Source organism: Methylobacterium sp. Leaf469, from assembly GCF_001424745.1.
Lineage (GTDB): Bacteria > Pseudomonadota > Alphaproteobacteria > Rhizobiales > Beijerinckiaceae > Methylobacterium.
In genome coordinates this window covers 1-23,156 of record NZ_LMRE01000008.1, presented here as the reverse complement: position 1 = coordinate 23,156, position 23,156 = coordinate 1, and the positions used below count along the sequence as shown (strand labels likewise).

Genomic DNA, 23,156 nt, shown 5'->3' with positions numbered 1-23,156 from the left:
ACAGAGCATCCTGGCGGGCGCCGCGAGATCCCGATCCCGACCGGTTTCCCCGTCGGCCGGCGCGTCGGAACTCCCGTGATCCTCTCAGACCGGCGGCGTCCCGTTGGCGGTCAGGACCGCCCCGGCAAGGTAGAGGGAGCCACAGATGAGGATGCGCGGCGGCCGCTCGAACGCCGTGGCGCACAGGCTCTCCAGGGCCGCCTCGATGCCGGACGCCACATGAGCATCGAGGCCGACCTCGACGGCGATCTGCGCCACCTCGTCGGCCGGCCGCGCCGCCATCTGCCCGGCGATGGGAACGGCGATCAGGGTGCGGGCGAGGCCCACGAAGTTGCGCAGGAAGCCCTCTGCGTCCTTCGTCCCGAGCAGTCCGACGACGAGAACGAGGGGTACGTCGCTGCGCTCGCCGAGATCCGCCATGGCGGCGGCGAGGATGCGGCCGCCGTCGACGTTGTGGCCGCCGTCGAGCCAAAGCTCCGCCCCCTCCGGCACGAGTTCGGACAGGCGACCACGGTTGAGCCGCTGCAGCCGCCCCGGCCAATCGACGGTGTCGAGGCCGCGTTCGATGGCGGCGATCCCGATATCGCCGAAGCCCGCCGCCCGCAGGGCCGCGATGGCGGTGCCCGCATTGGTGAGCTGGTGCCGGCCGTTGAGGCGCGGGCGCGGCAGGTCGAACAGGTCGACCTCGTCTTGGAACACGAGTCGCCCGCGCTCGGCATGCACGGAGAAATCCTGGTTGCCGACCCGAATCGGATCGGCCCCGACGGCGTCGGCCAGCCGGCACAGGACCGAATCGGCCTCCACGTAGTCCTGCGCGGCGATCACCGCCGGGCAGCCGGACTTGAAGATGCCGGCCTTCTCCGTGGCCACCGCCTCGACGGTGTCGCCGAGATACTCGGCGTGGTCGCGCCCGATCGGGGTGACCACGGCGCAGGCCACCCGGTCGATGACGTTGGTGGCGTCCACGCGCCCACCCAGTCCGACCTCCAGCAGAAGCACGTCGGCGGGCGTCTCCGAGAACAGCAGGAACGCGGCGGCGGTGGTGATCTCGAACACCGTGATCGGCTCGCCGGCATTGGCGGCCTCGCATCGGGCGAGGGCGTCGGCGAGCTGATCCTCGGGCACGTACTGGCCGCCCCCCACCGCGCCGATGCGGATGCGCTCGTGGAATCGCACGAGGTGGGGCGAGGTGTAGACGTGGGCGGCAAGGCCCCCGGCTTCCAGGATCGCCCGCATGAACGCGATGGTCGAACCCTTGCCGTTGGTGCCGGCGACATGAATCACCGGCGGCAGCTTGCGCTCCGGATGGCCGAGGCGTTCGAGCAGGCGCTGGATACGACCGAGGGAGAGGTCGATCGTGCGCGGGTGCAGGGCGAGGAAGCGCGCCATGAGCGCGTCGGAGGAATCCATGGGCGTGCGTCGCGTCGCTGAGGCTCAGGCCGGATCAGCCGCGGGGGCCGTCCGGGGCGAAGTGGGAGCGTCCTGCTTCATGAGGAGGCCGCACAGGCGTGCGATCGTCTCTTTCAGGGCGTGCCGGTGCACGACCTGATCGATCATCCCGTGCGCGAAGAGGTATTCGGAGCGCTGGAACCCATCGGGCAGCTTTTCCCGGATCGTCTGCTCGATGACGCGCGGGCCGGCAAAACAGATCAAGGCGCCGGGCTCGGCCAGGTGGACGTCGCCCAGCATGGCGTAGGAAGCGGTAACGCCGCCCGTGGTCGGGTTGGTCAGCACCACGATGTAGGGGAGCTTCGCCGCCCGGAGCCGGCGGATCGCCACGGTGGTGCGCGGCATCTGCATGAGGGAGAGAATGCCCTCCTGCATGCGCGCGCCGCCGGACGCCGAGAACAGGATGTAGGGGGTGCGCTTGTCGAGGGCCGTCTCGGCTCCTCGGACGAAGGCCTCGCCCGCCGCCATACCCAGGGACCCGGCCATGAACGCGAAATCCTGCGCCGCCAGGGTCATGGGCAGCCCGCCGACCCGACCGAAGCCGATCTTGAAGGCGTCCGGCATTCCGGTCTTGGCGCGCGCGTCCTTGAGGCGATCGACGTAGCGCTTCTCATCGCGGAACTTGAGCGGATCTGCGGCGACCTCCGGCAGGGGCACGTCGATCCAGGTGCCCTCGTCGAACATCATCTTGAGGCGCGCCTGGGCGCTCATCTTGAGATGGTGCTCGGAGCCGGGAATGACCCAGTGGTTGCTCTCCACCTCCTTGTGGAAGACCATCTGCCCGGTATCGGGGCACTTGACCCAGAGATTCTCCGGCGTCTCGCGCTTGAACAGGGTCTTGATCTTGGGGCGCACGACCTCCGAGATCCAGTTCATCGGCTCAACCATCATCGTGATGCCGTCCTTGGTTTCGCGAATTCGGTGATCAGACCCTGTCCGGTGATCAAGCCCGGGCCGCCCGGCGCACGCCCTCGGCGAGATCGCGCACCACGGCGCTCACCGCCTCGACCGTTCCGGCCCCCGCGCGGCCCTCGCCGTCGAGGCTGCCCCGGAGGGCGTCGATCAGGGCGGAGCCGACCACGACACCGTCGGCACCCCGCGCGATGGCGGCGGCGTCAGCCCCCGTGCGGACGCCGAAACCGACCACGACGGGCAGTTCGGTGTGGCGCCGGATGCGCCCGACGGCATCGGCCACCTCGCCGAAATCCGGGGTCGCCGTCCCGGTGATGCCGGTGATCGATACGTAATAGACGAAACCGGCCGTGTTCGCGAGGACGGCGGGCAGGCGCTTCTCGTCCGTGGTCGGCGTGGCGAGCCGGATGAAGGCGAGGCCCTTGGCGAGTGCCGGCAGGCAGAGTTCGTCATCCTCCTCGGGCGGCAGGTCGACGACGATGAGGCCGTCGATGCCGGCCGTCACCGCATCGTCGAGGAAGCGGTCGACGCCGTAGGTGTGGATCGGGTTGAAGTACCCCATCAGGATCACGGGCGTGCCGGCGTTGCTCTCCCGGAAGCGGCGCACGAGGTCGAGGGTGCGGGCCACACCCTGGCCGCCCTTCAGCGCTCGCAGGCCCGCAGCCTGGATCGCGGGGCCGTCGGCCATGGGATCGGTGAACGGCAGGCCGAATTCGACGATGTCGGCCCCCGCTTCCGGCAGGGCCTGAAGCACTTTCAAGGATGTCTCCGGGTCCGGGTCACCCGCCATCACGTAAGTGACGAGGGCCGCGCGCCCCTCCGAACGGCAGCGGGCGAAGGTCGCCTCGATGCGGGTCGGGGCGGAACCGGTGACGGGACTTGGTACGGTCATGGGCGCTTGCGCTCTCGCGGCCGGCCCGGATCGGGCTCACGGATGAGCCGTCGCGCCTACACCATCGGGGCGGGCCCGTGAAGCGCGAGCGATCCGATGGCGCCAAAGGCCGCGGGCACCGCCCTGTTCGTCCGCCCGGGAAACGGACGGCGGTGGATCGACCGCCAAGCAGCCGCATTCGCGCGTCGCCTGGCAAGGAACGCTTAACCGCCTTTCGAAAGCCGGCGTTCAACCCCGGCTGGCATCGTTCCTCTGCGCTGCGAACGGGTCGGTCCGTCCGCACCGGGGGAAACGCATGACCAGCCAGACCCTCGCGCTGATCCTCGCCGTCCTGGCCGGGGCCTTCGTGCTGGTCGTCCTGCTGCGCCGGCACGGGATGCCGGCGGTGGAGGGTGCGGAGGTCGAGCACCTCCAGGCCCGCATCCAGCGCATCACGGAGAGCGAGGAGCGCTACCGGGCCCTCGTGGAGGCGACCACCGAGATCGTCGTCCAGCGCGACGCCCTCGGGCGGATCACCTTCGCCAATGCCGGGTTCGGGCGCCTCGTCGGCGCGGAGGCGTTCGCCCTCGTGGGCTCGACCTTGGAGGCGTCCTGCCTGGAGCACGGCCCCGTTGAGGAACGTCCGGACGGCGTGCGCCGGGTCGAGCGGCGGCTGGCCCCCGTGACCGGCCCGCCGCGCTGGTTCTCCATCATCGAGATGCCGGTGGCCGGTCCCACGGGCGAGACCCAGTGGCTGCATGCGGGCTCCGACATCACCGAGCGGATCGAATCCGCCCGCTCCCTCGACGAGGCCCTGACCCGGGCGGAAGCCGCCAACGTCGCCAAATCCCGCTTCCTCGCCACCGTCAGCCACGAGTTCCGCACGCCGCTCAACGGCATCCTCGGAATGGCCGACCTGGTTCTCGACACCGGGCTCGACGCCGAACAGCGTACCTACGTCGAGGCGGTGCGGACGTCCGGCAAGGCGCTGCTGTCGCTCATCGACGGCATCCTCGACTTCTCGCGGATCGAATCGGGCCGCCTCGACCTCGCCGCCGCACCCTTCGACCTCGCAACTCTCGCCGAGGGCGTGGTCGAGCTCCTCGCGCCGCGGGCGCAGGACAAAGGCATCGAGATTGCCCTCGACATCGCCGAGGATGTCGCCCCGATGGTCATCGGCGACGCGGACCGCGTGCGTCAGATCCTCGTCAACCTCGCGGGCAACGCCGTGAAGTTCACCCAGACGGGCGGCGTCGGCATCGAGATCGGGCGGGAGGACGACCATGTCGCACTCACGGTTCGCGACACCGGGCCGGGCATCCCATCGGAGCGGATTCCCCTTCTTTTCGAAGAGTTCGAGCAGGGCGACGGCAGCGCCAGCCGACGCCACGAAGGTACCGGCCTCGGGCTCGCCATCACCCGCCGCCTCGTCGCCCGCATGGGCGGCCGGATCGAGGCGGAGTCGGCGCTGGGCCAGGGCAGCCGCTTCACCGCCCTCCTGCCCCTGGAGGCCGCCGGGACCGAGGATCCCGTCGCGGCGCCTGTATGCCTCCACGGGCGCACGGTGCTGATCGTGGCAGCCTCACCGTTCCAGGCGCCGTTCCTCGCCCGTCGGCTGTCCAGGGTGGGCGCCCATGCCACTGTGGTGGACACCGAAGCGGCCGGGCTCGCAGCTCTTTCCGGCGCAGGCTTCGACGCGATCATCGCCGACCGCTCCCTCGGCGACGCCGCCGTACGGACCCTCGCTCAGGCCGCAAAGGCCGGGGGCGTGCGCTGCAGTCTCGTCCTGCTCTCGCCCTTCGACCGACGCGAATTCGGGTCTCCGGGCGCGGCGGGCTTCGACAGCTATCTCGTCAAGCCCGTGCGCGCCCGCTCCTTGTTCGACCGCCTGATGGCGCCGGCACGGCCCATCGGGGGGGGCGAAGGACCGTCGGCCGCCGCGCCTCCACGGGTCGCCGCGTCGGGCCCGCGCGTGCTCCTGGCGGAGGACAACCCCATCAACGCCCTCCTGGCGACGAAAGCTCTGGAGCGCCTCGGCGCCACGGTGGTTCCGGCGCGCGACGGGCTCGAAGCCGTGGCACTCTTCTCCGAGGGCGGAGCGTTCGATCTCGCCCTCATCGACATCCGCATGCCCGGTCTCGACGGCCTCGAGACCGCCCGGCGCATCCGTGCCCTCGAGGCTTCGCGCGAAGGCGGGCCGCTTCACCTCGTGGCGCTCACGGCCAATGCGGGGCGCGACGACGAGCTGGCGGCCCGAGCCGCCGGCTTCGACGGTTTCCTTGCCAAACCCCTCAACCTGAGGGCGCTGCCGGCCCTGCTCGAACGGCGGTCGGCCGCGGCTTGACCCGGCTGTTGACGGGCCGCGTTGACAGGTCCGGGCCGGCGCGCGAACACGGGCGCATGGCCGCTTTCCAGACTTTCGACGCCCCGACGATGGACCCCTCGTCCGCCCGCCACGACCGCGGCATCCTCGCGGGTATCGCGGCGATCGTCTTCGCCACGGTTCTGATCGGAACCCTGGCTCCGGCCTCGCACAGGGCAGCCGCCGTGGCGCCGAGCGCGGATCACACCTGCGCCGAGTGGGGCGACGGCTGCCGTGTCTGCCAGCGCCGGGAGGAAGGGGCCGCCTGCTCCCTGCCGGGCATCGCCTGCGTGCCGTCCGAGATGCGCTGCCTGCGCCGCGTCGGCGACTGAGTGTCTCTCACAAAACTCCCGTTGCGCCGCCGTGCTCAGAGCGAGAACCGATGGTGACCGGGAGTTTTGTGAAGCACTCTGAGCCGGCGGCCCCAATGACCGCGCCGACCTTCCGGTTCGCACCGACCTTCCGGTTCGCGCCGAGCCCCAACGGCCGCCTGCACCTCGGCCATGCCTGGTCGGTCCTGCTCAACGCCGATCTCGCCCGGCGCTGGGGCGGGCGCCTCCTCCTGCGCATCGAGGATATCGATCCCGGCCGCTCACGGCCCGACCTGGTATCGGCGATCCAGGACGACCTCGCCTGGCTCGGGATCGCTTTCGACGGAACGGTTCTGCGCCAATCCGAGCGCATGCCAGCCTACCGGTCGGTCCTCGGGGGCCTCGCGGCCCGAAATCTCGCCTATCCGTGCTTCTGCTCACGTTCGGAGGTCGGCGCTGCGGCGCGGGCCGCCGCCGGGGATGGCCCACTCCCGCGCGATCCCGATGGGGCGCCGCTCTACCCCGGCACGTGCCGGATTCTACCGGAGATCAGCGTCTCCGCCCGGATCGCCCGGGGCGAACCGCACACCTGGCGCCTCGCCATGGACCGCGCATGCGCGGCTGCCCCCGGCCCGTCCGGTTTTTCCACCTTCGCACCGGACGGAACTACGCGGTCCGTGCGTGCCGACCCGGCGCGCTGGGGCGACAGCGTCATCGGCCGCCGCGACGTGCCGACGAGCTATCACCTCGCCGTTGTGACCGACGACGCAGCGCAGGGCATCACCCATGTGGTACGCGGCGCCGACCTCCTAGCCGCCACCGATCTCCACGCGCTGCTGCAGGCGCTCCTCGGTCTGCCGGGCCCACGCTACCACCACCACGCCCTCCTGCTCGACGCCACCGGCGCCAAGCTCGCCAAATCGCGCGGCTCTCAGAGCCTCGCCGACCTGCGGGCGCAGGGCGTCGAACCCGAGTCCATCCGCGCGCAGCTCGGCTTCTCCTGAGGGGCCCTTGCGGCGGGCGCGCGTTTGCGCCCCTCATCGCCCAAAATTCCGTGACGGAGAGTCCCGTACCCGTGTCCGACCGCTTCAACGCCGCCGCCCATTGCCTCTCCGAGAACGCCCGCCTGCGGCCCGACAAAGCCGCCCTCGTCATGGCGGGCGCCGACGGAGCCGCCGCCACCCTGACCTTCGCCGAGGCCGACCGGGCCGTCCGGGCAATCGCGGCGGGTCTTCTCGGCCTCGGCCTGACACCCGGTGCGCGGGTGATGATCCGCCTCGGCCACGAGGCCGACTACGTCCTGACCTATTTCGGGGCGTTGGCCGCGGGCCTCGTCGCCCTGCCGGCCTCGCCCCAGCTGACGCCCGCCGAGGCCGCTTTCCTCGCGCGCGATTCCGGGGCCGCCGTGATCGCCGCCGGCGCGGGCATCGCCCTCGATCCCGCGAGCACGGACGGCCGCCTCGTCCTGCGGCCCGCCGACATCGTTGCCTTCAAGGCCGGGCCGCCGCTGCCGGCCTACGCCGACACCGCCGCCGACGATTCGGCGATCTTGGTCTACACTTCCGGCACCACGAGCCGACCCAAAGGCGTGCGCCACGCCCACCGCTCGGTGCGCGGACGCCGACCGATGCATGCCCACTGGCTCGGCCTGACCGACACCGACGTGATGCTGCACGCCGGCACGTTGAACTGGACCTACACCCTGGGGGTCGGCGTCACCGATCCGTGGGCCTGCGGCGCCACCGCCGTGCTGTACGACGGCCCGCGCGATCCGGCCGTGTGGCCGTCCCTCATCGCTCGCCATGGCGCCACCCTGTTCGCCGCCGTGCCGAGCCTCTACCGCCAGATCCTCAAATACGCAGACCTCCCCGCACACGACCTCACGCGCCTGCGCCACGGCGTGACGGCCGGCGAGGCCCTGCCGGCCGAACTCCTCGCCGCCTGGACGGACGCCACGGGCAAGCCGCTCTACGAGGCACTGGGCATGAGCGAGATCTCCACCTACGTGTCGAGCGGTCCCACCATCCCCGTGCGCCCCGGCTCGCCGGGCCGTCCCCAGCCCGGGCGCCGCGTCGCCATACTGCCCACGGACGGTGCACCCGAGCCGCTGCCGCCGGGTGAGATCGGCCTGCTCGCCGTGCACCGCTCCGAGCCCGGCCTGATGCTCGGCTACTGGAACCGGCCGGACGAGGACGCGGCGGTCACCCGGGGCGACTGGTTCACCGGCGGCGACCTCGCCAGCCTCGATTCCGACGGCTACCTCTGGTTCCACGGCCGCAACGACGACCTCATGAACGCGCTGGGCTACCGGGTCTCGCCGAGCGAGGTCGAGGCGGTGCTCGCCCGTCACCCGGACGTCGCCGAAGTCGGGGTCGCCGAACTCGGCGTCCGCGCCGACCTCCGGGTCATCGCCGCCTTCGTGGTGCCGAGAGCCGGGGCGTCCCCCGATGCCGCCGCCCTCATCGCCTTCTGCCAGGCGCATCTCGCCGCCTACAAGTGCCCGCGCGCGATCCGCTTCCTCGAAGCCCTGCCGCGCACGCCAAACGGAAAGATCCAGCGCCGCCGCCTCGGACAGGACTGAGACGATCGCACCTCGGACGATCGCAGCCGAGGTTGTAGCGTCGGGGGGGGCTCGATAGAGCGGGGGCGCTTGCAACGTTTCTCGCCAAAGATGGCCGCCCCGCGATGCCTCCCCTCCCTCTCTCGGTCTTCATCATCGCCCAGAACGAGGCCGACCGCATCGGGGCTACGATCCGGGCGGTGCGGGGCCTGACGGACGATCTCGTGGTGGTCGATTCCGGGTCCACCGACGGCACGCAGGCCGTGGCGGCGTCCCTCGGTGCCCGGGTGATCCACAACGGCTGGTCCGGCTACGGCCCGCAGAAACGCTTCGCCGAGGACCAGTGCCGCCACGTCTGGATGCTCAACGTCGATGCCGACGAGGTGGTGCCGGAGGATCTGGCGGCCGCGATCCGGGCCGCCTTCGGCAAGGGCGAGCCGCGCCACCCGGCCTATCGCATCGCCATCGCGGAGATCTTTCCCGGCGAGGGCCGCCCGCATCCCTGGGCCTACCGCCTCACGCCCGTGCGCCTCTACCGCAAGGATCGCGGCCGCTACTCACCGTCCCCGGTCCACGACCGCGTCGACCTCGCCCCGGGCGCCAGCGTCGGCACCCTGCGCGGCGTGATCCACCATTTCTCGGTGCGCTCGCTCGGCGACCAGCTCGACAAGCTCAACCGGTACTCCGACCAGCAAGCCGACGATCTCGCGGCCCGCGGCGTCGCGATCCCGACCTGGCGCCTGTTCGTGGAGTTGCCGGGCAACTTCCTCAAGGCCTATTTCGGCCGCCGCCATTTCGTGCGCGGCACCTACGGCTTCCTCACGGCAATGAATTACGCCATCTCCCGCCACCTGCGCGTCGCCAAGCACTACGAGCGCCGCCGGGCAGATTCTCACACCAGCACGGATTCGCGGCTTGACCGCCCCGACGCGAAATTCTAGATCGACGGCCTGCGGAGACGTGGCCGAGCGGCTGAAGGCACTCGTTTGCTAAATGAGCATACCCCGAAAGGGGTATCGAGGGTTCGAATCCCTCCGTCTCCGCCACTTACGAAAGTTCTTCATAACTCATTGTTTTTAGTGGGTTTTCTGCTGCCTGAAAACGGCATTTGTCCCCGATATGTCCCCGCACTCTCAGGTGTGGAAAAGCCTGGGCGCAGGTTGCTCCCGTTCGGTGGATACGGCGCATCGGCGTTCGGGCCATAGCCGTTCAAGGTACCCGTGGCCGGCCTGGTCGCGGAGGAGAACCGCCATGAGCAGCTCCATCGACAAGATCAAGGGTCTGGCCAACGAGGCCGTCGGCAACGTGAAGCAGGGCATCGGCAATGCGACGGACAACGACAAGCTGAACGCCGAAGGCAAGGCGCAGGAACTCAAGGGCGAGGCCCAGAGGACGACCGGCGACGTCAAGGACGGCGCCAAGCACGTTGCCGACAAGGTCACCGGCAAGACGTAAGCCAACTGCACGGGGCGGCCCGTCCGCCCCGTATTTCGCCAAGGCTGGCTCAATCGGCGTAATGGATGACGTCGATGACCTGAACGGCGCTGTAGGGCTTCTGCAGGACCAGGCCGCCTTCAGGGATCTCTTGATCGGCGAAACGCCGACGACCGGACGTCAGAATCAATCGGATGTCCGGCCAGGATTGGTGAACCTTCCCGGCAAAGGTCGCACCGCACATCGATCCGGGCATGTCGACGTCGGTGAAGAGCACGCCGATGTCCGAACGCTCATGCAGGATGAACCAGGCCTCGTCGGCATGGCGCGCCTCGATCACCGCGTAGCCGGCATCCTCCAACAACTCGACGGCGACGGTGCGCACGAGGTCATCGTCTTTAACTACGAGAATGGCCGATGATTCCGGGGCACGCTTCGCCGACATGGCTACCCAACCAAGCAAGGCGGTGTCGGTTGCCGGCTTCCTTTTCGATTGTCGAACTGTCGCGTGCGTAGTTCGTACCCGGGCGACCGGCCATCAGGCTTCAGGGCAGGAAACCCCTGAGCCTGATGCAGGCCCTTCCAGGACGGTAGCCGGTGGCCAATCCTGTTCCCGGGTCATGCCAGTCCACGGTCTCAAGGTATCGCGAGTCTCACTGCGACCTCGTTCCTGCGCAGGAAAGGGATCGCGAACGGTGGGTCATAGCCCATGAAGACGGCGGGAGCGCTGGCCTTCCGGCCGGCGATGGAAAGCACCTCGGTCAGGATACGCTCCTGTTCGGTTCGAGCCTCAGGCGTGATGGAGCCTGAAAAGCGAAGGGCGGCGATCTTCTCGGCCGGGACGCGGACAAGACGGACACCTGCCTCGGTGGGCTGCGGGGCCCCGGCCTCGGCTACGTCGCGTGGAAGGAAGAACCGCATCGTCCCCCCTGAGCCTTGCTCGACCGGAACCGTCATCGCGATGCGTTGACCTCCGGTTTCCACGGGGGCGGTCATGGCGATGCGGTCGCCCCGCTGGTTCGCGCCGGTGATGTAACGGAAGAGCCGTCCGAACGCCTCGCCATCACCCTGTCCGCGCCCGTCGGTCTCGACGGCGAGGCGGGGCTCGTAGGCTCGGACCTCCACGCCATGGTCGAGACGCTCGACGACGGTGTACCTGGGCTGATCGTAGAAGGTCCGCACGCCGAAGACCCCGAGGACGGACTCAAAGAGGGTGACGAGATAGTAGAGGAACTTATCCATCGGGTGACACTCGCTGACCGGCGGAAATCGTAGAGCGACCGATTAGGGGCAATCACCGCCTTGATCCGCTTTCGTGAAAACGCGCGACGGCCCGACGCCGCCGCCAAGCGGAACGTCGGGCCGTCCGGATCAATCTAGGACGCCAACGGCGTCAGGGAACGATGCCATCCGCTAGGCTGGAATGGCAGCGGCAAGCGAGGCATCCGGGGGCGTCTTCGGACGCGGCATCGACATCACCGGGCACGGCGGCGGATCGTCGTTATCGTCACGGCGTCCCGGCCGAACGTACCGGTGCGGGTCAGCGAGACGTCTTGGCCGTCTTTGCCTGAGCTGCCTCGGCTGGCCTGCGGACGTTACCGAACCGAACTTGGGAGCCGACTTGCGGTCGAGTTCGCCAAGCGCAGCAAGGACGGTATCGACGGAGACCGGCTCGGCCCTGCTGCCCGTGAGGCAGCGCATGCTCGGCGCGCTCTCAAGGGCGCTCGCATCCGACGCCCAGGAGGCGAGGATCGCGCGCCTCTCCCCCATTGAGAGCCCGGGGTGGGCCAACACTTCCCTGGGGTGGCGAAACACGTCGCCCGGAGCGACGAGCGCCTGCCATGCCTCGAACGAGGCCGGATGCGCGCCGACTGGGTTCACGGCGCTGGTACGGGAACTGAAGCTCTCCATCATCGACATCGATCATCCCTCCTGAAGATGGGTTGGATGGGCGGTACCCTCCCTCGCCGGTACGCAAGGGAGGGCGTTCGACGGGTGGCGGAACTTAAGCCGCCTTGCGCTCGGCCTCGATCCGAGGCTGTGCGTTGTCCTGTCCGACGGCAGCCTGCGTCCCGCCGATGGGGATGCGTCTCGGCTTCAGCGCCTCCGGCACCTCACGCTTGAGGTTGACCGTCAGCAGGCCGTTCTCCAGGTTCGCGCCGACGACCTTCACGTGGTCGGCCAGGTTGAAGGTCTGACGGAAGGTTCGGGCTGCGATGCCGCGATGCAGGAGTTGGCGCTCACCCTCGGACGACTTCCTCTGGCCGGTGACCTGGAGGGTCGTATCGTGCTGGGTAAGATCGATCTCGTCGGGCGCGAAGCCAGCGACAGCCATCGTGATCCTGTACGCATCGTCCTCCACCCTCTCGATGTCGTAGGGTGGCCAAGTCGCGGACATCTCGGCCTGGGTGGCTTGGTCCAGCAGGGAGAACAAACGGTCGAAGCCGACGGTGGAACGGTAGAGAGGGGCGAAATCGAGGGTCCTCATGACCACATCCTCCTTGGAGCAACGTGATGACAAGGGTCGCCGGATGCCTGACCCGGCGCCCGCTCAGAGAGCCGAAAAATGGCCTCGCGTGCCCATAACGCAGACACCGCGTATGGGTTCCAAAAATTGTAGTTTCTAAACGGCAGTGTCCGTAGGGCGGTGCCGTGATGGCGGGCGACCCACATCAGGACCCATCACGAGCCTTCCGATCTCCTTAAGCCTGTGATGCTCTGACACGGCTTCCTTCCTTCGGGGCCGGCAAGGTCACCTCGGCCCTGAAACCTCCTTCCGCCCGATTGAACAGCCTGATGTCGCCGCCGTGCGCACGTATGGCCGAACGCGCGATGGCGAGGCCGAGGCCGACGCCCCCGGTCTCTGTGCTGCGAGAATCCTCCAGGCGCGCGAAGGGCGCGAACATCTCCTCGATCCGGTCCGGCGGTATGCCGGGACCGTCATCGTCGACGGTGAGCACGAGGTCGCCGTCACGGCGGTTGAGGCCGATCCGGGCACACCCGCCATAGCGGACGGCGTTGGCGACCAGGTTGTCGAACGCACGGCGCAAGGCCATCGAGCGGCCGTGGAACGGAAGGGATGCCGGAGCGGTCGCGGCAACGTCATGTCCGAGGACCCGGTGGTCGTCGGCGATTGTCCGAACCAGGGCGGCAAGGTCGAGGGGGCCGTCGTCCTGGGCGAGGGCATCGTCGCGCGCGAAGGCGAGCGTCGCCTCGACCATCTCGCGCATCTCCGAGATCGTGCGCACCATGGCGTTCCTCAGGTCCGCATCCTCCACCATCTCCGCCCGCAGCCAAAGCGAGGCGATGGGGGTGCGCAGGTCGTGGCTGATGGCGGCGAGCATACGGGTGCGGTCCGAGACGAAGGCCCGCGAGCGCGCCTGCATCTCGTTGAAGGCCGCCGTCATGGTGCGAAGCTCGCGTGGTCCCCTCTCGGGCAGGGGCTCGACGGCGACGCCCCGACCGGCACGTTCGGCGGTCGAGGCCAAGGCCTTCACCGGCCCGACGATGCCCCGCATGGCGATGCCGGTCACGACCAGCACGGCGACGACGCTGGCGGCGATCTGGATCAGGCCGATGCGGACCCACGGTGGCGTCGGAAGTGCCAGCGGCGCCTCGCCGTTGAGCCAGCGGCCATCGTCGAGGCGCACGGACACGCGCAGGACCTGTGGCTTGCCGGCGAGATGGTCCGATGAAGGTTCCTCTGGGTGGTCCCGTTCGACCAGGAGCAGACGGGCCTGGCTCGCACCGTCCCGCATGCGCCGGTCGAGCCGGCCGGCGAGCCGGGCCTCGTCGTCGTCCATGGCGTTGTCCGGCACCAGGCTGGCCGTATCGATGGTGAACCGGTGGCGCGGGGACCCGTAGGCCTCGACCACGCGCGGAACGGCCTCCGGGGGCACCGTATCGAGCAGACGGACCAGCGTGGCGACGCGGTCGACGACCTGGGTCCGGGCGACGGCCCGCCCGACGAGGGAGGATTCCCGCGTCACCATCGCGAAGGCGACGGCCTGTGCGCCGACGACCGCGAGCACGAGGAGGAGCGCCAGGCGGCCGCCGAGCGAACCGGGTCTCAGCCTCACGACACCGTCCTCACATCGGAGGCGAGGACGTAGCCACCGCCCCAGACGGTCTTGATGAGTTCTGGGTGTGCCGGATCGCGCTCCAGCTTGCGCCGAAGCCGGCTGACCTGGTTGTCGATGCTCCGGTCGAACCCGTCGGCGTTCCGGCCCTTGGTGAGGTCGAGGAGCTGGTCGCGCGACAGGACGATGCGGGGGTGGTTCGTGAGCGCGCAGAGCAGGCGGAACTCGGCGGTGCTGAGGGCCACCGCCCCGCCCGCCGCGTCGACGAGCTCGCGCCGGTCGGTGTCGAACACCCAGCGGTCGAAGGCGAGGCGGCTGCCGTCGGCGATATCGCGGGCGCGGGGAAGCGCCCGGGCGCGGCGCAGGAGGTTCTTGACCCGGGCTAGGAGCTCGCGCGGGTCGAACGGCTTCACGACGTAGTCGTCCGCGCCGATCTCCAGGCCGACGATGCGGTCGGTCTGTTCCGCCAGGGCCGTCAGCAGGATGACCGGGGTGTCATGGACCTCGCGGATGTGCCGGCAGAGCGACAGCCCGTCCTCGCCGGGCATCATTACGTCGAGGATGACGAGGTCGATGGCCGAGCCTGACAGCACGGCACGGGCAGCGGCCGCGTCGGCGGCGACGCTGACCCTGAGGTCATGCCGTTTGAGGTAGGCCGCGAGCGGGTCGCGGATGTCGCGGTGGTCGTCGACCACCAGCACGTGGGCGTGGTCCATGGCTGCGTGTCCCATCCGCCGGTCGTAACCCGGCGCGATCTCCGTCTCTCGATGAAGTTGTCGCAATGTGTGTCAGGCCGCCCGGCTCCGCGACCGTCCGCGACACAATCGTGATGTGCCGACAAATCCTTGCGACAGGGCGCCGGCAATCTCCCTCCATCGCAATCACCGACCAGGGAGAACCTGCAATGACGGGTCTGACGGACATCGCCTCCACCGGACTGAAGCGCCTGCTTCCGGTGGCGCTCCTGGCTGCGGGGCTGGCGGCGCCGCTGGCCACGGCCGGAACGGCGGAAGCCCGTGACGGCTGCGGCCTCGGCTTCCACCGCGGGCTCTACGGCTTCTGCCGCCCCAACCTCGGTCCGAGGGTCGTCTACGCCCCTTACGTCGTGCGGCCGGCCTTCTACGGCCCCCGCGTCTACGGTCCTCGCTTCTACGGCCCGCGTCGCATCGGCTGGGGTGGTCCGCGCTGGCACCGTTGGGGGGGCTACCGTCACGTGGGCTGGCGCGGTGGCTGGCACCACCGCTGGTGACCGAGCCCATCCGGCTTGAGGACCCGGGATCGCGCCCTCGGGCGCGATCCCGCCCCATCCCACCATCACGGATGACGTTCCATGGCACGCAGAACCCTCTGCCTCACCCTCGCGGCCTGCCTCTCGGCGTCCGCCGCCCTCGCCCAGACGCCGCAACCGTCGGCACAGGCGTCGGCGCCAGTCGATGCCAAGGCCGATGGCGTTGACCTGACAACCTTCCAGGCCCGGCATCGGACGCGCCTGATCAAGGCCGACGCGGATCATGACGCGCGGATCAGCGAGGCTGAGTGGACGGCCTGGTGGACCGCCCATCCCGGGAAGGGGCCGGCCGATCCAGCAAAACGCTTCCGGCGCCTCGACGCGAACGGCGACGGGTACGTCACGGCGGAGGAGATCGACGCGGTCTTCGCCCAGCGCTTCGCACGTCTCGATGCGGACCACGATGGCCGCGTCACGCGGGCGGAACGGCCCTGTTGGTGCAAGTGAACCGGTGGCAATGCCGCCCTATCCCATCGCCCTGACACGGCGACCCAGAAGCGTGTCCGGTCGCCCCAAAACCAAGGAATCAACATGAAGCTCGCAAGTCTCATCGTCGCCGCCTCCGCAACGCTGTTCGCCATCGGTCAGGCCCAGGCCCTACCGATTGCGCCCGGCCCGGCCGGGCTCGACGCGCCCATTGTTCTGGCGCGCGGCGGATGCGGGTTCGGCGCCCATCGCGGCCCGTTCGGCGGATGCCGTCTCAACCGTGGCCCCCGGGGCGAGATCAGGCGCGCCCTGACCGGCGCACCGCGCGGATGCCCTCCGGGTCTCTACCGCGGGCCGGGCGGTCGCTGCCGTCGCTGAAGCGGTCGTGGCGCCCAACGCATTCGATAGGTTTGCTTGGGTTCGACGTGATTATGCCGATGTCGGCGCTGCCGGACACGGATCATCAAACGCCCGGTGGTCCCGTCCCCATCCGACCGGTGGCGGGACCATCGCGAACGTCATACGTTATACGAAGGTGCCGCCTTGACGGTCCAGCATGAAGGGGAATGAGACGAATGCAATCGGACACTCCACGCCCAGGTGACGATCCTCTTCCGCCTATCGGCGACCCGGCTCCCGAGCCCACCACGCCTGAGATCGATCCACCCGTCGAGCCCCCGGCTCCCCAGCCACTGGGGCCCATCGAAGTACGGTGAAGATAGGCGTCTCCCGACCGGCAGTTTCACAGCCTAAATAGATTCGATGCTGTGGCAGGTGCCTATGGACCGTATTGAAAAGGGTCGCAGGGTCGCCACGGTCCCGGCCTTGGAGAGCCAGGGGCGTCTTGGTGGCGTGGCCGGATTTTCTGATGTCGGAACAACGCGACTATTGCTATTGGTGTCTGGGACTTTCCGCACAAACAATCGCAAGGCAGGTTCTGTTCCTGGACAAGCCTTGCGATCCGTTCGATTCCAAAGCGACGCGTTTTAGCGCCCCTGCTGCGGCATTAGCGAACGAGCCTGCTGGACGGCATCGCGGCAGGACTGATCACCCTTGGCGTTGAGGTCGGTTGCCCGCTGCAAGGCCGTCTTTGCCTGCGAGATCTTGTCCTCGGGGGACAGGCTCGCCGAGGCGGATGCCTCGCCGCCCTTGGATGCCTCGACGGCGGCGGTCGGCTTGTTCTCGGACTGCGCCCGGACGTCGGCCGGCGAGGTGGCGATCCGCCCGCTTGCGACCGAGTCGGCCTGGCCGGTCCCGGTGGCGGCTCCGACGGGCCCAGAGACGCCGCCGACCGTGCCCGGTGATCCACCCGTCGCTTTGGATGCTCCGCCCTGCTGAGCGCGGTCTGTTTCGGCGTTCCCGACAGGCTTGGCCGTGGATGCCGTCGTACCAGCGGCTTGGTCAGCCGAGCCGTCGTTCGGTCCCTTGCGCTGGCCGGTGTCGGGTTGCGAGACCGGCGCCCCCATTCCGACCTGGGTCCCGAGCTCGCGCTTGACCTTGGCGATGTCATCCGAGCAGGGGCCGCCTTCCTGCGCGAATACGGCTGTGTTCATGAGACCCATGGTAGAGAGGACCGCGGCCCCACAGAGCAACTTAAAACGTGACATTTGCGTCCTTTTAACCATCACATGAGCAACGCAAAATTCCTTACTATGTTCAAATATTTCAATATATTTTCACTAGATACAAAAACAAACGAAATAATCAATATTGCAATAACTAGGTTCGGTGCGCTTGGATTGCTCCAAGCGCACCGAACTCTTACTTAGGTCTGTCATGCCGGGTGGCGTGACGTTTGGATCAGTACCCGTAGCCGTAAGCCGGATAGCCGTACCCATAAGCCGGTGCGTAACCGTAGGCAGGCGCGTAGCCATACCCACCGCCGTAGTACCCGACCGGACGACCGTACCCGTATCCGCCATAGCTGTTCGCTACGATGGCACCCGCCGCGAGGCCGGCGATGCCGAGGCCGATGGCTGCGCCTGGGCCGATGCCGCGACGATAACCGTAGCCGCGGCCATAGCCGCCGCCGTAACCACGATACCCACCGTAACCACCGCGGAAGCCGACACCGCGGTAACCACCGCCGTAGCCATAGCCGCCGTGGCCGTAACCACCGCCCCAGCCGCGAGCCTCGGCGGGTGCCGATGCCAGCAGGCCGAGGCCGAGCAGCGCCGTGGATGCAAGTGCGAGCTTGCGCATTTGATAGCTCCTGTCTTTCAAGATGTGGGCCAGAAACAACCTCGCCTGGTCGGCCGTTCCGGCGTTGGGTGTGGTACAACACGTCACAGGGTCAGTAGCCATTGCCGCCGTGGTAAGCGTCGTAGCCTATAGCCGGCGCGAACCCGTTCGACGCCGTGGTCGGCCCTCCCCAGGTGTAGCTCTGTCCGGTCGGATAGATCCTGGCATGATCCTCACGAAGAGCGGAGTGGATGCGAATGCGGCCGTTTTTCCCTGTTCTGGAAGGACTCGCATTCTTCTGCCCTGAAAACATGGTCAGGATAGACGGCATGTTACGCATGGACGCCTCCGGCTTAATCTGAGGGACCAGAAACATCCTTGCGACGATACCGTTCCTACACCATCCCGTCAGTGCAAGGATCAAGGACCATCAGGTTCGAACCGGAGCTTTCCTTGCATGCTCCCGACCGAGACCGACGTGTGACAGGCCCCTCAAAGCCTGCGGCATCCTCATGAACTCGCCAGCATGCTGGTCGATTGAAGGACGACGACGACGAGCATGACGACGGCCGCGGCGGCGAGGACATAGGTCACGGTCTTGGTGAATTTGATCATGATTTGATTCTCCTCAGCCGCGTTTTCCATCCTGAACGGCATCGATGGCGTCCTCGGCAGGCAGCACGAAGACCTGACCCGGATAGATCAGGTCCGGGTCGCGGATCTGGTCCTGGTTGGCGTCGTAGATCGCCGTGTAGCGGTCGCCGTCGCCATAGGTCCGTCGGCTGATCGCCCAGAGGCTGTCGCCGCGCTCGATCCGGGCAGTCCTCACTTCCGGTACGTAGACGGCGCCGGGGACAGCCTCGGGCATGAGCGGATCGCGCATGGTATTAAGGGATGGCTTGGTCGAAGGTCTCACGGATGCAGAATCCCGCGGCCCCTCCGAGGTGCTCGCACGAGCATGCCGCGGTACGGTTTCCGGTGGGGATGCCATCGGCTGGGAGACGTTCGATCCCACTGTCCCGCCATCGTCCCTAGCGGACGCTGCGTCCGATGATGCCGCGACCGGACGGTCCGTCCCCGTGCCTCGGGCAACCTCCGGAACGGAGAACGGCACTTCCACACGGCTGCCGACCTTGCCCAACGCGCCATCGACCTGATCGAGCCGGACCTTGTAATCCCCGGGCTTGACGCCTCGGCCGATGGTGAAGGTGACTGTGCCGTCGCGGCCGACCCTGGCAGGGGCGATCAGGGTATCGTTGAGGTAGAGCCGCACGGTCGCACCGGCCGAAGCCCGGCCGCTGACGAACAGCCGTCCGCCCTCCTGAGCGTCGATGCTGACGACCTTGGTGGGCGTACCTTCAGGCGTTCCTGCGGCCGCCCCCTCCGAGGGTTGGGACGGCGGAGCCCCCGACGACCCCGACCGGGCACCATCGGACATGACTTGATCCGAGCCCCGCGTGCCGACGCCATCGCCACTCCCCTTACGGCTGGTGCGGGCCGTGCCGCTGGCGTCGATGGCCTTCGAAGCGACATCGTCCGAATGGGCATCCCCGGGGTCTTTCCGGGCCGGGGGAGCCGAGCCCGCCGTCGTCCGTCGAGGGGACGTGCCATCGGCAACCGAACGGGTCGCCGTCTGGGACGAGCCTGGTTGCGACAACACCACGGTCGGCTTGTCGGGCGAGGTCAGGGCGACCAACGGCATGGCATCGCGGGATGGTGCAACGGCCACCGCGACGCTGTCCCGCGATTGGCGGACGAGGCCCTTCGCATCGGTCGCCCGAAGGCCGACCTCGCTGTTCCCGACAGGGAGGGCCGGCGGGACGATGGCGAACTGGCCGTTCGCATCGGCGACCGCCCTGACGGTGGGTTTGCCGTCGACCAGGAGTTCCACTGTGGCGTTCGGCGTCGCCCGCCCGGCGACGACGAGTTCCCCGTTGACCGTGGACCGGGCCGCGTCGATTGCGATGGCCGCCGCCGACATGGTCCTGGCCTCGGTCGGCCGCTCCAACGCATGCTTGGCGATGTCGCCGGCAAGGTCGTCGATCTCGCGGGCCAGCGCTTCGAGGCGCAGGGCATCCGCACCGTCCTGCGCCTCGCGACGGATCTCCAGCAGCCGGTCGGTGGCTTCCTCGATACGTTCGCGCCGTATGCGGGACAGGCGCTGCCCCACCCACGCGACCGCCGAGCCGATGCCGCCGCCGAGGAACGCGACGAGGTAGATCCAGGTCTCGTAGCGCTCGACGAAGCCCTGCTGCTCGCGCTCGAAGTAGTCGACGGCCCCCGGATGGATCGGGAGCCGCGCGCTGGTCGCGGCCGCGGTGCTGTCGTAGCTCGGCGCCTGCAGGTAGTCCGCGGCCGAGGTCACGTTCGCCATGCCGCTGCGCAACTCGAACAGGTGCTGGGTCACGTCGGCCGCCACCGGGCGGGACAGGTTCGCCCGCGCCATCAGCCGGTAGGAGGCGCCGACGGTGGCCACGTCCTCGGCGGGGATCTTCGGGCTGCCTCCGAAGGTCTCGGCTGGCATGGTCACGGCCTGGAGCCGCGGCAACCGGGCGACGATGGCGTCGGCGTTCGCGACCGTCACGAAGGCGACCTTTCGATTCTTGCTCGCCCCTTGCACGATGCCGATGATGCGCTGGGCCGCCTGCGCCGTCGGCGAGATCACGGAGATGACGGCGTCGATGCGCTTCTTCGCGAAGGCCGCAGCGAGGTCGGCCTCGGGCATTTCGACCAGGGCGACGTGACGGGGCGGCAAAGGCCCCTCGGGATCCTTGTCGAGGAGCGTCAGGCCGTAATGCTCGACCATCGCCTTGATCAGGGCTTGGTCGGCATCGCGGTGGGCAAGTATGGCCAGGCGCTTGCGGTCGAGGTCCGGGAAGCTGGTGAGCCCGGACGCCTCGGGGGACGCGATGATCATCGCCTGGTCGCGCAGGATCGCGAGCGTCAGACCATTATCGGGCAGGTCGACGTCCGGACGCACCACCGCGAGGTCGGCGCGGCCGTCCTGGAGCGCGGTGGCGCTGTCGCGCACGTCGTCGAAGGGCAGGATCTTGAGGCGGATCTCCTTATGACGCTTAGCCAGGGCGTCGGCATAGGCCTGGATCACGGCCGGCTCGGTGCCGTCGCTGGGCGCCACGGCGATGGTGAGCACCGTGGCGCGCGACATCCAGTAGGCCGCCGCCGCCCCGAGCCCGAGCAGCACCGCGAGGGCGCGGAACGCGAACTCGCGGCGCAGGACGAGGCCCGGAAAGGTCACGGGGTACGGGCCTCGGCTCGGCGGGGCCATCCGGCTACGGGCAAGGGTGGCGGTCGCCGTCGTTGCCGAGGTACGTCCCGCTCGACGCGTCGTAGGACCGGAAGCGACGGGCGCATGCGGCCACGGCCTCGGGGCCCGGACCACCCTGTACGACCACCGGGGCGGCTTGCGCCTGCGAGTTCGCGATGGCACCGCCGATGATGGCGCCCGCCGCAAGGCCGGCTACGCCCGCACCCACCGCGGCACCGACGCCGGGTCCGCGACGGTAGCCGTAGCCGCGACCGTAGCCATAGCCATAGCCCCGCCCGTATCCGCGTCCGCCACGCCATCCATGCCGATGACCGAAGCGACGGTACTGCACGTAGTCGGTCGGCAGGTCACCGCGCACGAGCGCTTCGATGGGTGCTGAGGAGGTTGGTGCGGCATGGGCCGGAAGCCCGACCAGGGCGGCGGCGACGGTAGCGGCGAGGGCGAGGGTCAGCTTCATCGTGGATGGGTTTCCTGAATCGGTTTTCACGCAGAAGGGGAAGGTCAGTAGCCCCGACGCTTTGGCGGGGTGACCGAACGGCCGCCGAAACGGCGGCTGACGTAGGCGATGACCTTCGGGAGGAGGAAGGCGGTGAGAAGCTTGCGGATCATGGAGTGATCTCCGAGGTCAGTGGGTCAGCGCTTGGAGCGGGACAGCCAGCCCACCGCGAAGGCGACGGCGGCGAGGCCGAGCAGGGCGGAGGTACGATTGTCGTCGGCGTAGCGGACGGCCTGGCGGCCATAGGTGGTGCCGCGCTTACGGGCGTGGCGGGCGAAGTCCCGGCCTTCCGAGATCAGGTTCCCCGCGCGGTCGCGCGCCTCGTCGACGAGATGACGGCCGTCCTCGATGAGGTTGCCGGCGCGATCCCGGACTTCGTGGGCGATGTCGCGCCCGTCGTCGATGAGATCCTCGGCACGGTCGCGGGCGCGGCCGTAGGCGTACTGCGCACCACCGGCCACCTGGTTGACGGCGCCGCGGACCTGACGGGCCGGATCACCGGTGAGGCCGCCGACGGCGGTCTGCGCGCGACCCTTGAGGTGGCGGGACGCGCCGCGGAACTGGTCTCCGTTCATGGGATTCTCCTGCGTACGAATTCAATGGAGGCGGCGGGACCCGAGTGGGCCGCCGCCGCCGTCTCGGTTCAGTGCTTGCCGGTGACCTTGTCGACGACCGAGGCGACGCCGTCCTTGGCCTCGCCGACGGTGCGCTGGGCCTCGCCCTTGAGTTCCTGGGCCTTGCCCTCGACGACGAGCTTGTCGTTGCCCGTGACCTTGCCGGCGGCCTGCTTGACGTTGCCGGCCGCCTCGTTGGCGAGGCCCTTCAGCTTGTCGGTGGTGCTGCTCATGGGATGTCTCCTTGGGTTCGGTTGAGGTGGGCTTCTATGAGGAGGCCGGCCGGTCTCGGTGACCGACCGGGAAACAGCTCAGACGCGACGGGCGTCGTAGGCGTCGGCGAGGGTGTGGAGCTTCGGGGCGCCGAGGCGGCCGCCGAAGAAGCCGGCGAGCGCGCCGAGGATCAGGGCGAGCGCGCCGTAGAAGGCACCCTGGGTGGCGGCGGACTTGGCTACGACGGCCGCCTGCTCGGCCTTCACCTTGGCGGTGGCGACGGTCTCTTCGTACTGCTTCTTGTAGTCCTGGATCTGGGCCTTGGCCTGATCGACCGGGATGTTCTGCGCCTTGGCGAGAGCGTCGGCGGCGCGGTTCTCGGCCTGGGCCTTCTGGGCCGGGTCACCCGTGAACAGGGCGCGGATGGCGGCGACGGCGGCGTCCTTGGCGGCCTGCGGGTCCTGGCCGGCGGCCTGGTTGCGGACCGACTGCTCGATCCCGTCGAAGGGGTTCGAGATCTTGGACAGCGAGGGAGCCGCGGCCTGGGCCGCAGTCTGCACGGTGCCACCCACCAGCGAGCCGGCGCCGCCGAGCGTGCTGGTCACGCCCGAGAAGGCGCCGCCGATGAGGCCGCCGGCCGCAGAGGTCAGCAGGTACAGAACCACGAGGGTGGT

25 protein-coding genes, 1 tRNA gene and 1 pseudogene are annotated in these 23,156 nt (G+C 68.9%); 10 read left to right on the top strand and 17 right to left on the bottom strand.

Annotation, left to right across the window (positions count from 1 at the left end; all coding sequences use genetic code 11):
• Window positions 1-84: 84 nt before the first annotated feature.
• From ASG60_RS06835 to trpA, 3 genes are read right to left on the bottom strand one after another with little or no spacing between them, the layout of a single operon-like run.
• Complete coding sequence (locus ASG60_RS06835) at window positions 85-1,410, bottom strand: folylpolyglutamate synthase/dihydrofolate synthase family protein (protein WP_056264067.1); 1,326 nt, start codon at window positions 1,408-1,410, stop codon at window positions 85-87.
• A gap of 24 nt (window positions 1,411-1,434) precedes the next feature.
• Window positions 1,435-2,337: an acetyl-CoA carboxylase, carboxyltransferase subunit beta gene (gene accD, locus ASG60_RS06830; protein ID WP_056171294.1), complete on the bottom strand. Its 903-nt coding sequence runs from the start codon at window positions 2,335-2,337 to the stop codon at window positions 1,435-1,437.
• 55 nt (window positions 2,338-2,392) lie between these two features.
• On the bottom strand, window positions 2,393-3,253 hold the full coding sequence (gene trpA / locus ASG60_RS06825) for a tryptophan synthase subunit alpha (protein ID WP_056384667.1): 861 nt from the start codon (window positions 3,251-3,253) through the stop codon (window positions 2,393-2,395).
• 295 nt (window positions 3,254-3,548) lie between these two features.
• Between trpA and ASG60_RS06820 the strand changes: the two genes are divergently transcribed.
• The 7 genes from ASG60_RS06820 to ASG60_RS06790 all read left to right on the top strand — a co-directional run bounded on the left by ASG60_RS06820 (window position 3,549) and on the right by ASG60_RS06790 (window position 9,920).
• A complete protein-coding gene (locus tag ASG60_RS06820; protein ID WP_056384665.1) occupies window positions 3,549-5,576 on the top strand; it encodes an ATP-binding protein in 2,028 nt (675 codons plus the stop codon).
• 56 nt (window positions 5,577-5,632) lie between these two features.
• Window positions 5,633-5,926: a hypothetical protein gene (locus ASG60_RS06815; RefSeq protein WP_056264058.1), complete on the top strand. Its 294-nt coding sequence runs from the start codon at window positions 5,633-5,635 to the stop codon at window positions 5,924-5,926.
• A 95-nt stretch (window positions 5,927-6,021) separates the two neighbouring features.
• On the top strand, window positions 6,022-6,909 hold the full coding sequence (gene gluQRS, locus ASG60_RS06810; RefSeq protein WP_056384663.1) for a tRNA glutamyl-Q(34) synthetase GluQRS: 888 nt from the start codon (window positions 6,022-6,024) through the stop codon (window positions 6,907-6,909).
• Window positions 6,910-6,980: 71 nt separating this feature from the next.
• On the top strand, window positions 6,981-8,486 hold the full coding sequence (locus ASG60_RS06805) for an AMP-binding protein (protein ID WP_244476594.1): 1,506 nt from the start codon (window positions 6,981-6,983) through the stop codon (window positions 8,484-8,486).
• Between the two features lie 104 nt (window positions 8,487-8,590).
• Entirely contained in the window at window positions 8,591-9,406 is an 816-nt protein-coding gene (locus ASG60_RS06800; RefSeq protein ID WP_056384660.1) for a glycosyltransferase family 2 protein, read from the top strand.
• A 13-nt stretch (window positions 9,407-9,419) separates the two neighbouring features.
• A tRNA-Ser gene (locus tag ASG60_RS06795) sits at window positions 9,420-9,511 on the top strand.
• A 205-nt stretch (window positions 9,512-9,716) separates the two neighbouring features.
• Window positions 9,717-9,920 carry a CsbD family protein gene (locus ASG60_RS06790; protein WP_056384658.1) on the top strand — a complete coding sequence of 68 codons (204 nt, stop codon included), beginning with the start codon at window positions 9,717-9,719 and terminating at the stop codon, window positions 9,918-9,920.
• 49 nt (window positions 9,921-9,969) lie between these two features.
• Here ASG60_RS06790 and ASG60_RS06785 read toward each other — a convergent pair whose 3' ends face one another.
• The 6 genes from ASG60_RS06785 to ASG60_RS06760 form a co-directional block, all read right to left on the bottom strand.
• Entirely contained in the window at window positions 9,970-10,344 is a 375-nt protein-coding gene (locus ASG60_RS06785) for a response regulator (protein ID WP_056384656.1), read from the bottom strand.
• Window positions 10,345-10,535: 191 nt separating this feature from the next.
• Window positions 10,536-11,141 carry a heme-binding protein gene (locus ASG60_RS06780; protein WP_056384654.1) on the bottom strand — a complete coding sequence of 202 codons (606 nt, stop codon included), beginning with the start codon at window positions 11,139-11,141 and terminating at the stop codon, window positions 10,536-10,538.
• Between the two features lie 171 nt (window positions 11,142-11,312).
• A complete protein-coding gene (locus ASG60_RS21840) occupies window positions 11,313-11,819 on the bottom strand; it encodes a hypothetical protein (RefSeq protein ID WP_082531651.1) in 507 nt (168 codons plus the stop codon).
• Window positions 11,820-11,904: 85 nt separating this feature from the next.
• The gene (locus ASG60_RS06770; RefSeq protein ID WP_056384650.1) at window positions 11,905-12,387 is read right to left on the bottom strand and encodes an Hsp20 family protein; all 483 of its coding nucleotides are present in this window, start codon (window positions 12,385-12,387) and stop codon (window positions 11,905-11,907) included.
• Between the two features lie 214 nt (window positions 12,388-12,601).
• A complete protein-coding gene (locus ASG60_RS06765) occupies window positions 12,602-13,978 on the bottom strand; it encodes an ATP-binding protein (protein ID WP_056384648.1) in 1,377 nt (458 codons plus the stop codon).
• Window positions 13,975-14,694, bottom strand: coding sequence for a response regulator (locus ASG60_RS06760; protein WP_056384645.1), 720 nt, complete (start codon window positions 14,692-14,694; stop codon window positions 13,975-13,977). Before ASG60_RS06760 ends, ASG60_RS06765 begins: the two co-directional genes overlap by 4 nt.
• Before the next feature lie 188 nt (window positions 14,695-14,882).
• Here ASG60_RS06760 and ASG60_RS06755 point away from each other — a divergent pair, with 188 nt between their 5' ends.
• The 3 genes from ASG60_RS06755 (at window position 14,883) to ASG60_RS06745 (ending at window position 16,070) form a co-directional block, all read left to right on the top strand.
• The gene (locus ASG60_RS06755; protein WP_156398828.1) at window positions 14,883-15,227 is read left to right on the top strand and encodes a hypothetical protein; all 345 of its coding nucleotides are present in this window, start codon (window positions 14,883-14,885) and stop codon (window positions 15,225-15,227) included.
• A gap of 81 nt (window positions 15,228-15,308) precedes the next feature.
• Window positions 15,309-15,713, top strand: a complete 405-nt coding sequence (locus tag ASG60_RS06750) for an EF-hand domain-containing protein (protein ID WP_056171280.1) — start codon at window positions 15,309-15,311, stop codon at window positions 15,711-15,713.
• 84 nt (window positions 15,714-15,797) lie between these two features.
• Window positions 15,798-16,070, top strand: a complete 273-nt coding sequence (locus ASG60_RS06745; RefSeq protein WP_056384643.1) for a hypothetical protein — start codon at window positions 15,798-15,800, stop codon at window positions 16,068-16,070.
• 608 nt (window positions 16,071-16,678) lie between these two features.
• Here the strand turns inward: ASG60_RS06745 and ASG60_RS06740 are convergent.
• From ASG60_RS06740 to ASG60_RS06710, 8 genes and pseudogenes are all read right to left on the bottom strand, one after another.
• On the bottom strand, window positions 16,679-17,245 hold the full coding sequence (locus ASG60_RS06740) for a hypothetical protein (protein WP_244476593.1): 567 nt from the start codon (window positions 17,243-17,245) through the stop codon (window positions 16,679-16,681).
• Between the two features lie 247 nt (window positions 17,246-17,492).
• Window positions 17,493-17,894, bottom strand: a complete 402-nt coding sequence (locus tag ASG60_RS06735) for a hypothetical protein (RefSeq protein ID WP_056384641.1) — start codon at window positions 17,892-17,894, stop codon at window positions 17,493-17,495.
• A 91-nt stretch (window positions 17,895-17,985) separates the two neighbouring features.
• On the bottom strand, window positions 17,986-18,213 hold the full coding sequence (locus ASG60_RS22565) for a hypothetical protein (protein ID WP_156398827.1): 228 nt from the start codon (window positions 18,211-18,213) through the stop codon (window positions 17,986-17,988).
• A 288-nt stretch (window positions 18,214-18,501) separates the two neighbouring features.
• Window positions 18,502-21,129, bottom strand: coding sequence for a TAXI family TRAP transporter solute-binding subunit (locus ASG60_RS23845; RefSeq protein WP_347379655.1), 2,628 nt, complete (start codon window positions 21,127-21,129; stop codon window positions 18,502-18,504).
• A gap of 34 nt (window positions 21,130-21,163) precedes the next feature.
• Window positions 21,164-21,616, bottom strand: coding sequence for a BA14K family protein (locus ASG60_RS06725; protein WP_056384638.1), 453 nt, complete (start codon window positions 21,614-21,616; stop codon window positions 21,164-21,166).
• Between the two features lie 176 nt (window positions 21,617-21,792).
• Window positions 21,793-22,230, bottom strand: a complete 438-nt coding sequence (locus tag ASG60_RS06720; protein WP_056384637.1) for a CsbD family protein — start codon at window positions 22,228-22,230, stop codon at window positions 21,793-21,795.
• 68 nt (window positions 22,231-22,298) lie between these two features.
• Entirely contained in the window at window positions 22,299-22,502 is a 204-nt protein-coding gene (locus tag ASG60_RS06715; protein WP_056171488.1) for a CsbD family protein, read from the bottom strand.
• Between the two features lie 78 nt (window positions 22,503-22,580).
• Window positions 22,581-23,156, bottom strand: a pseudogene (locus tag ASG60_RS06710) (PhnA-like protein); the annotation flags it as partial.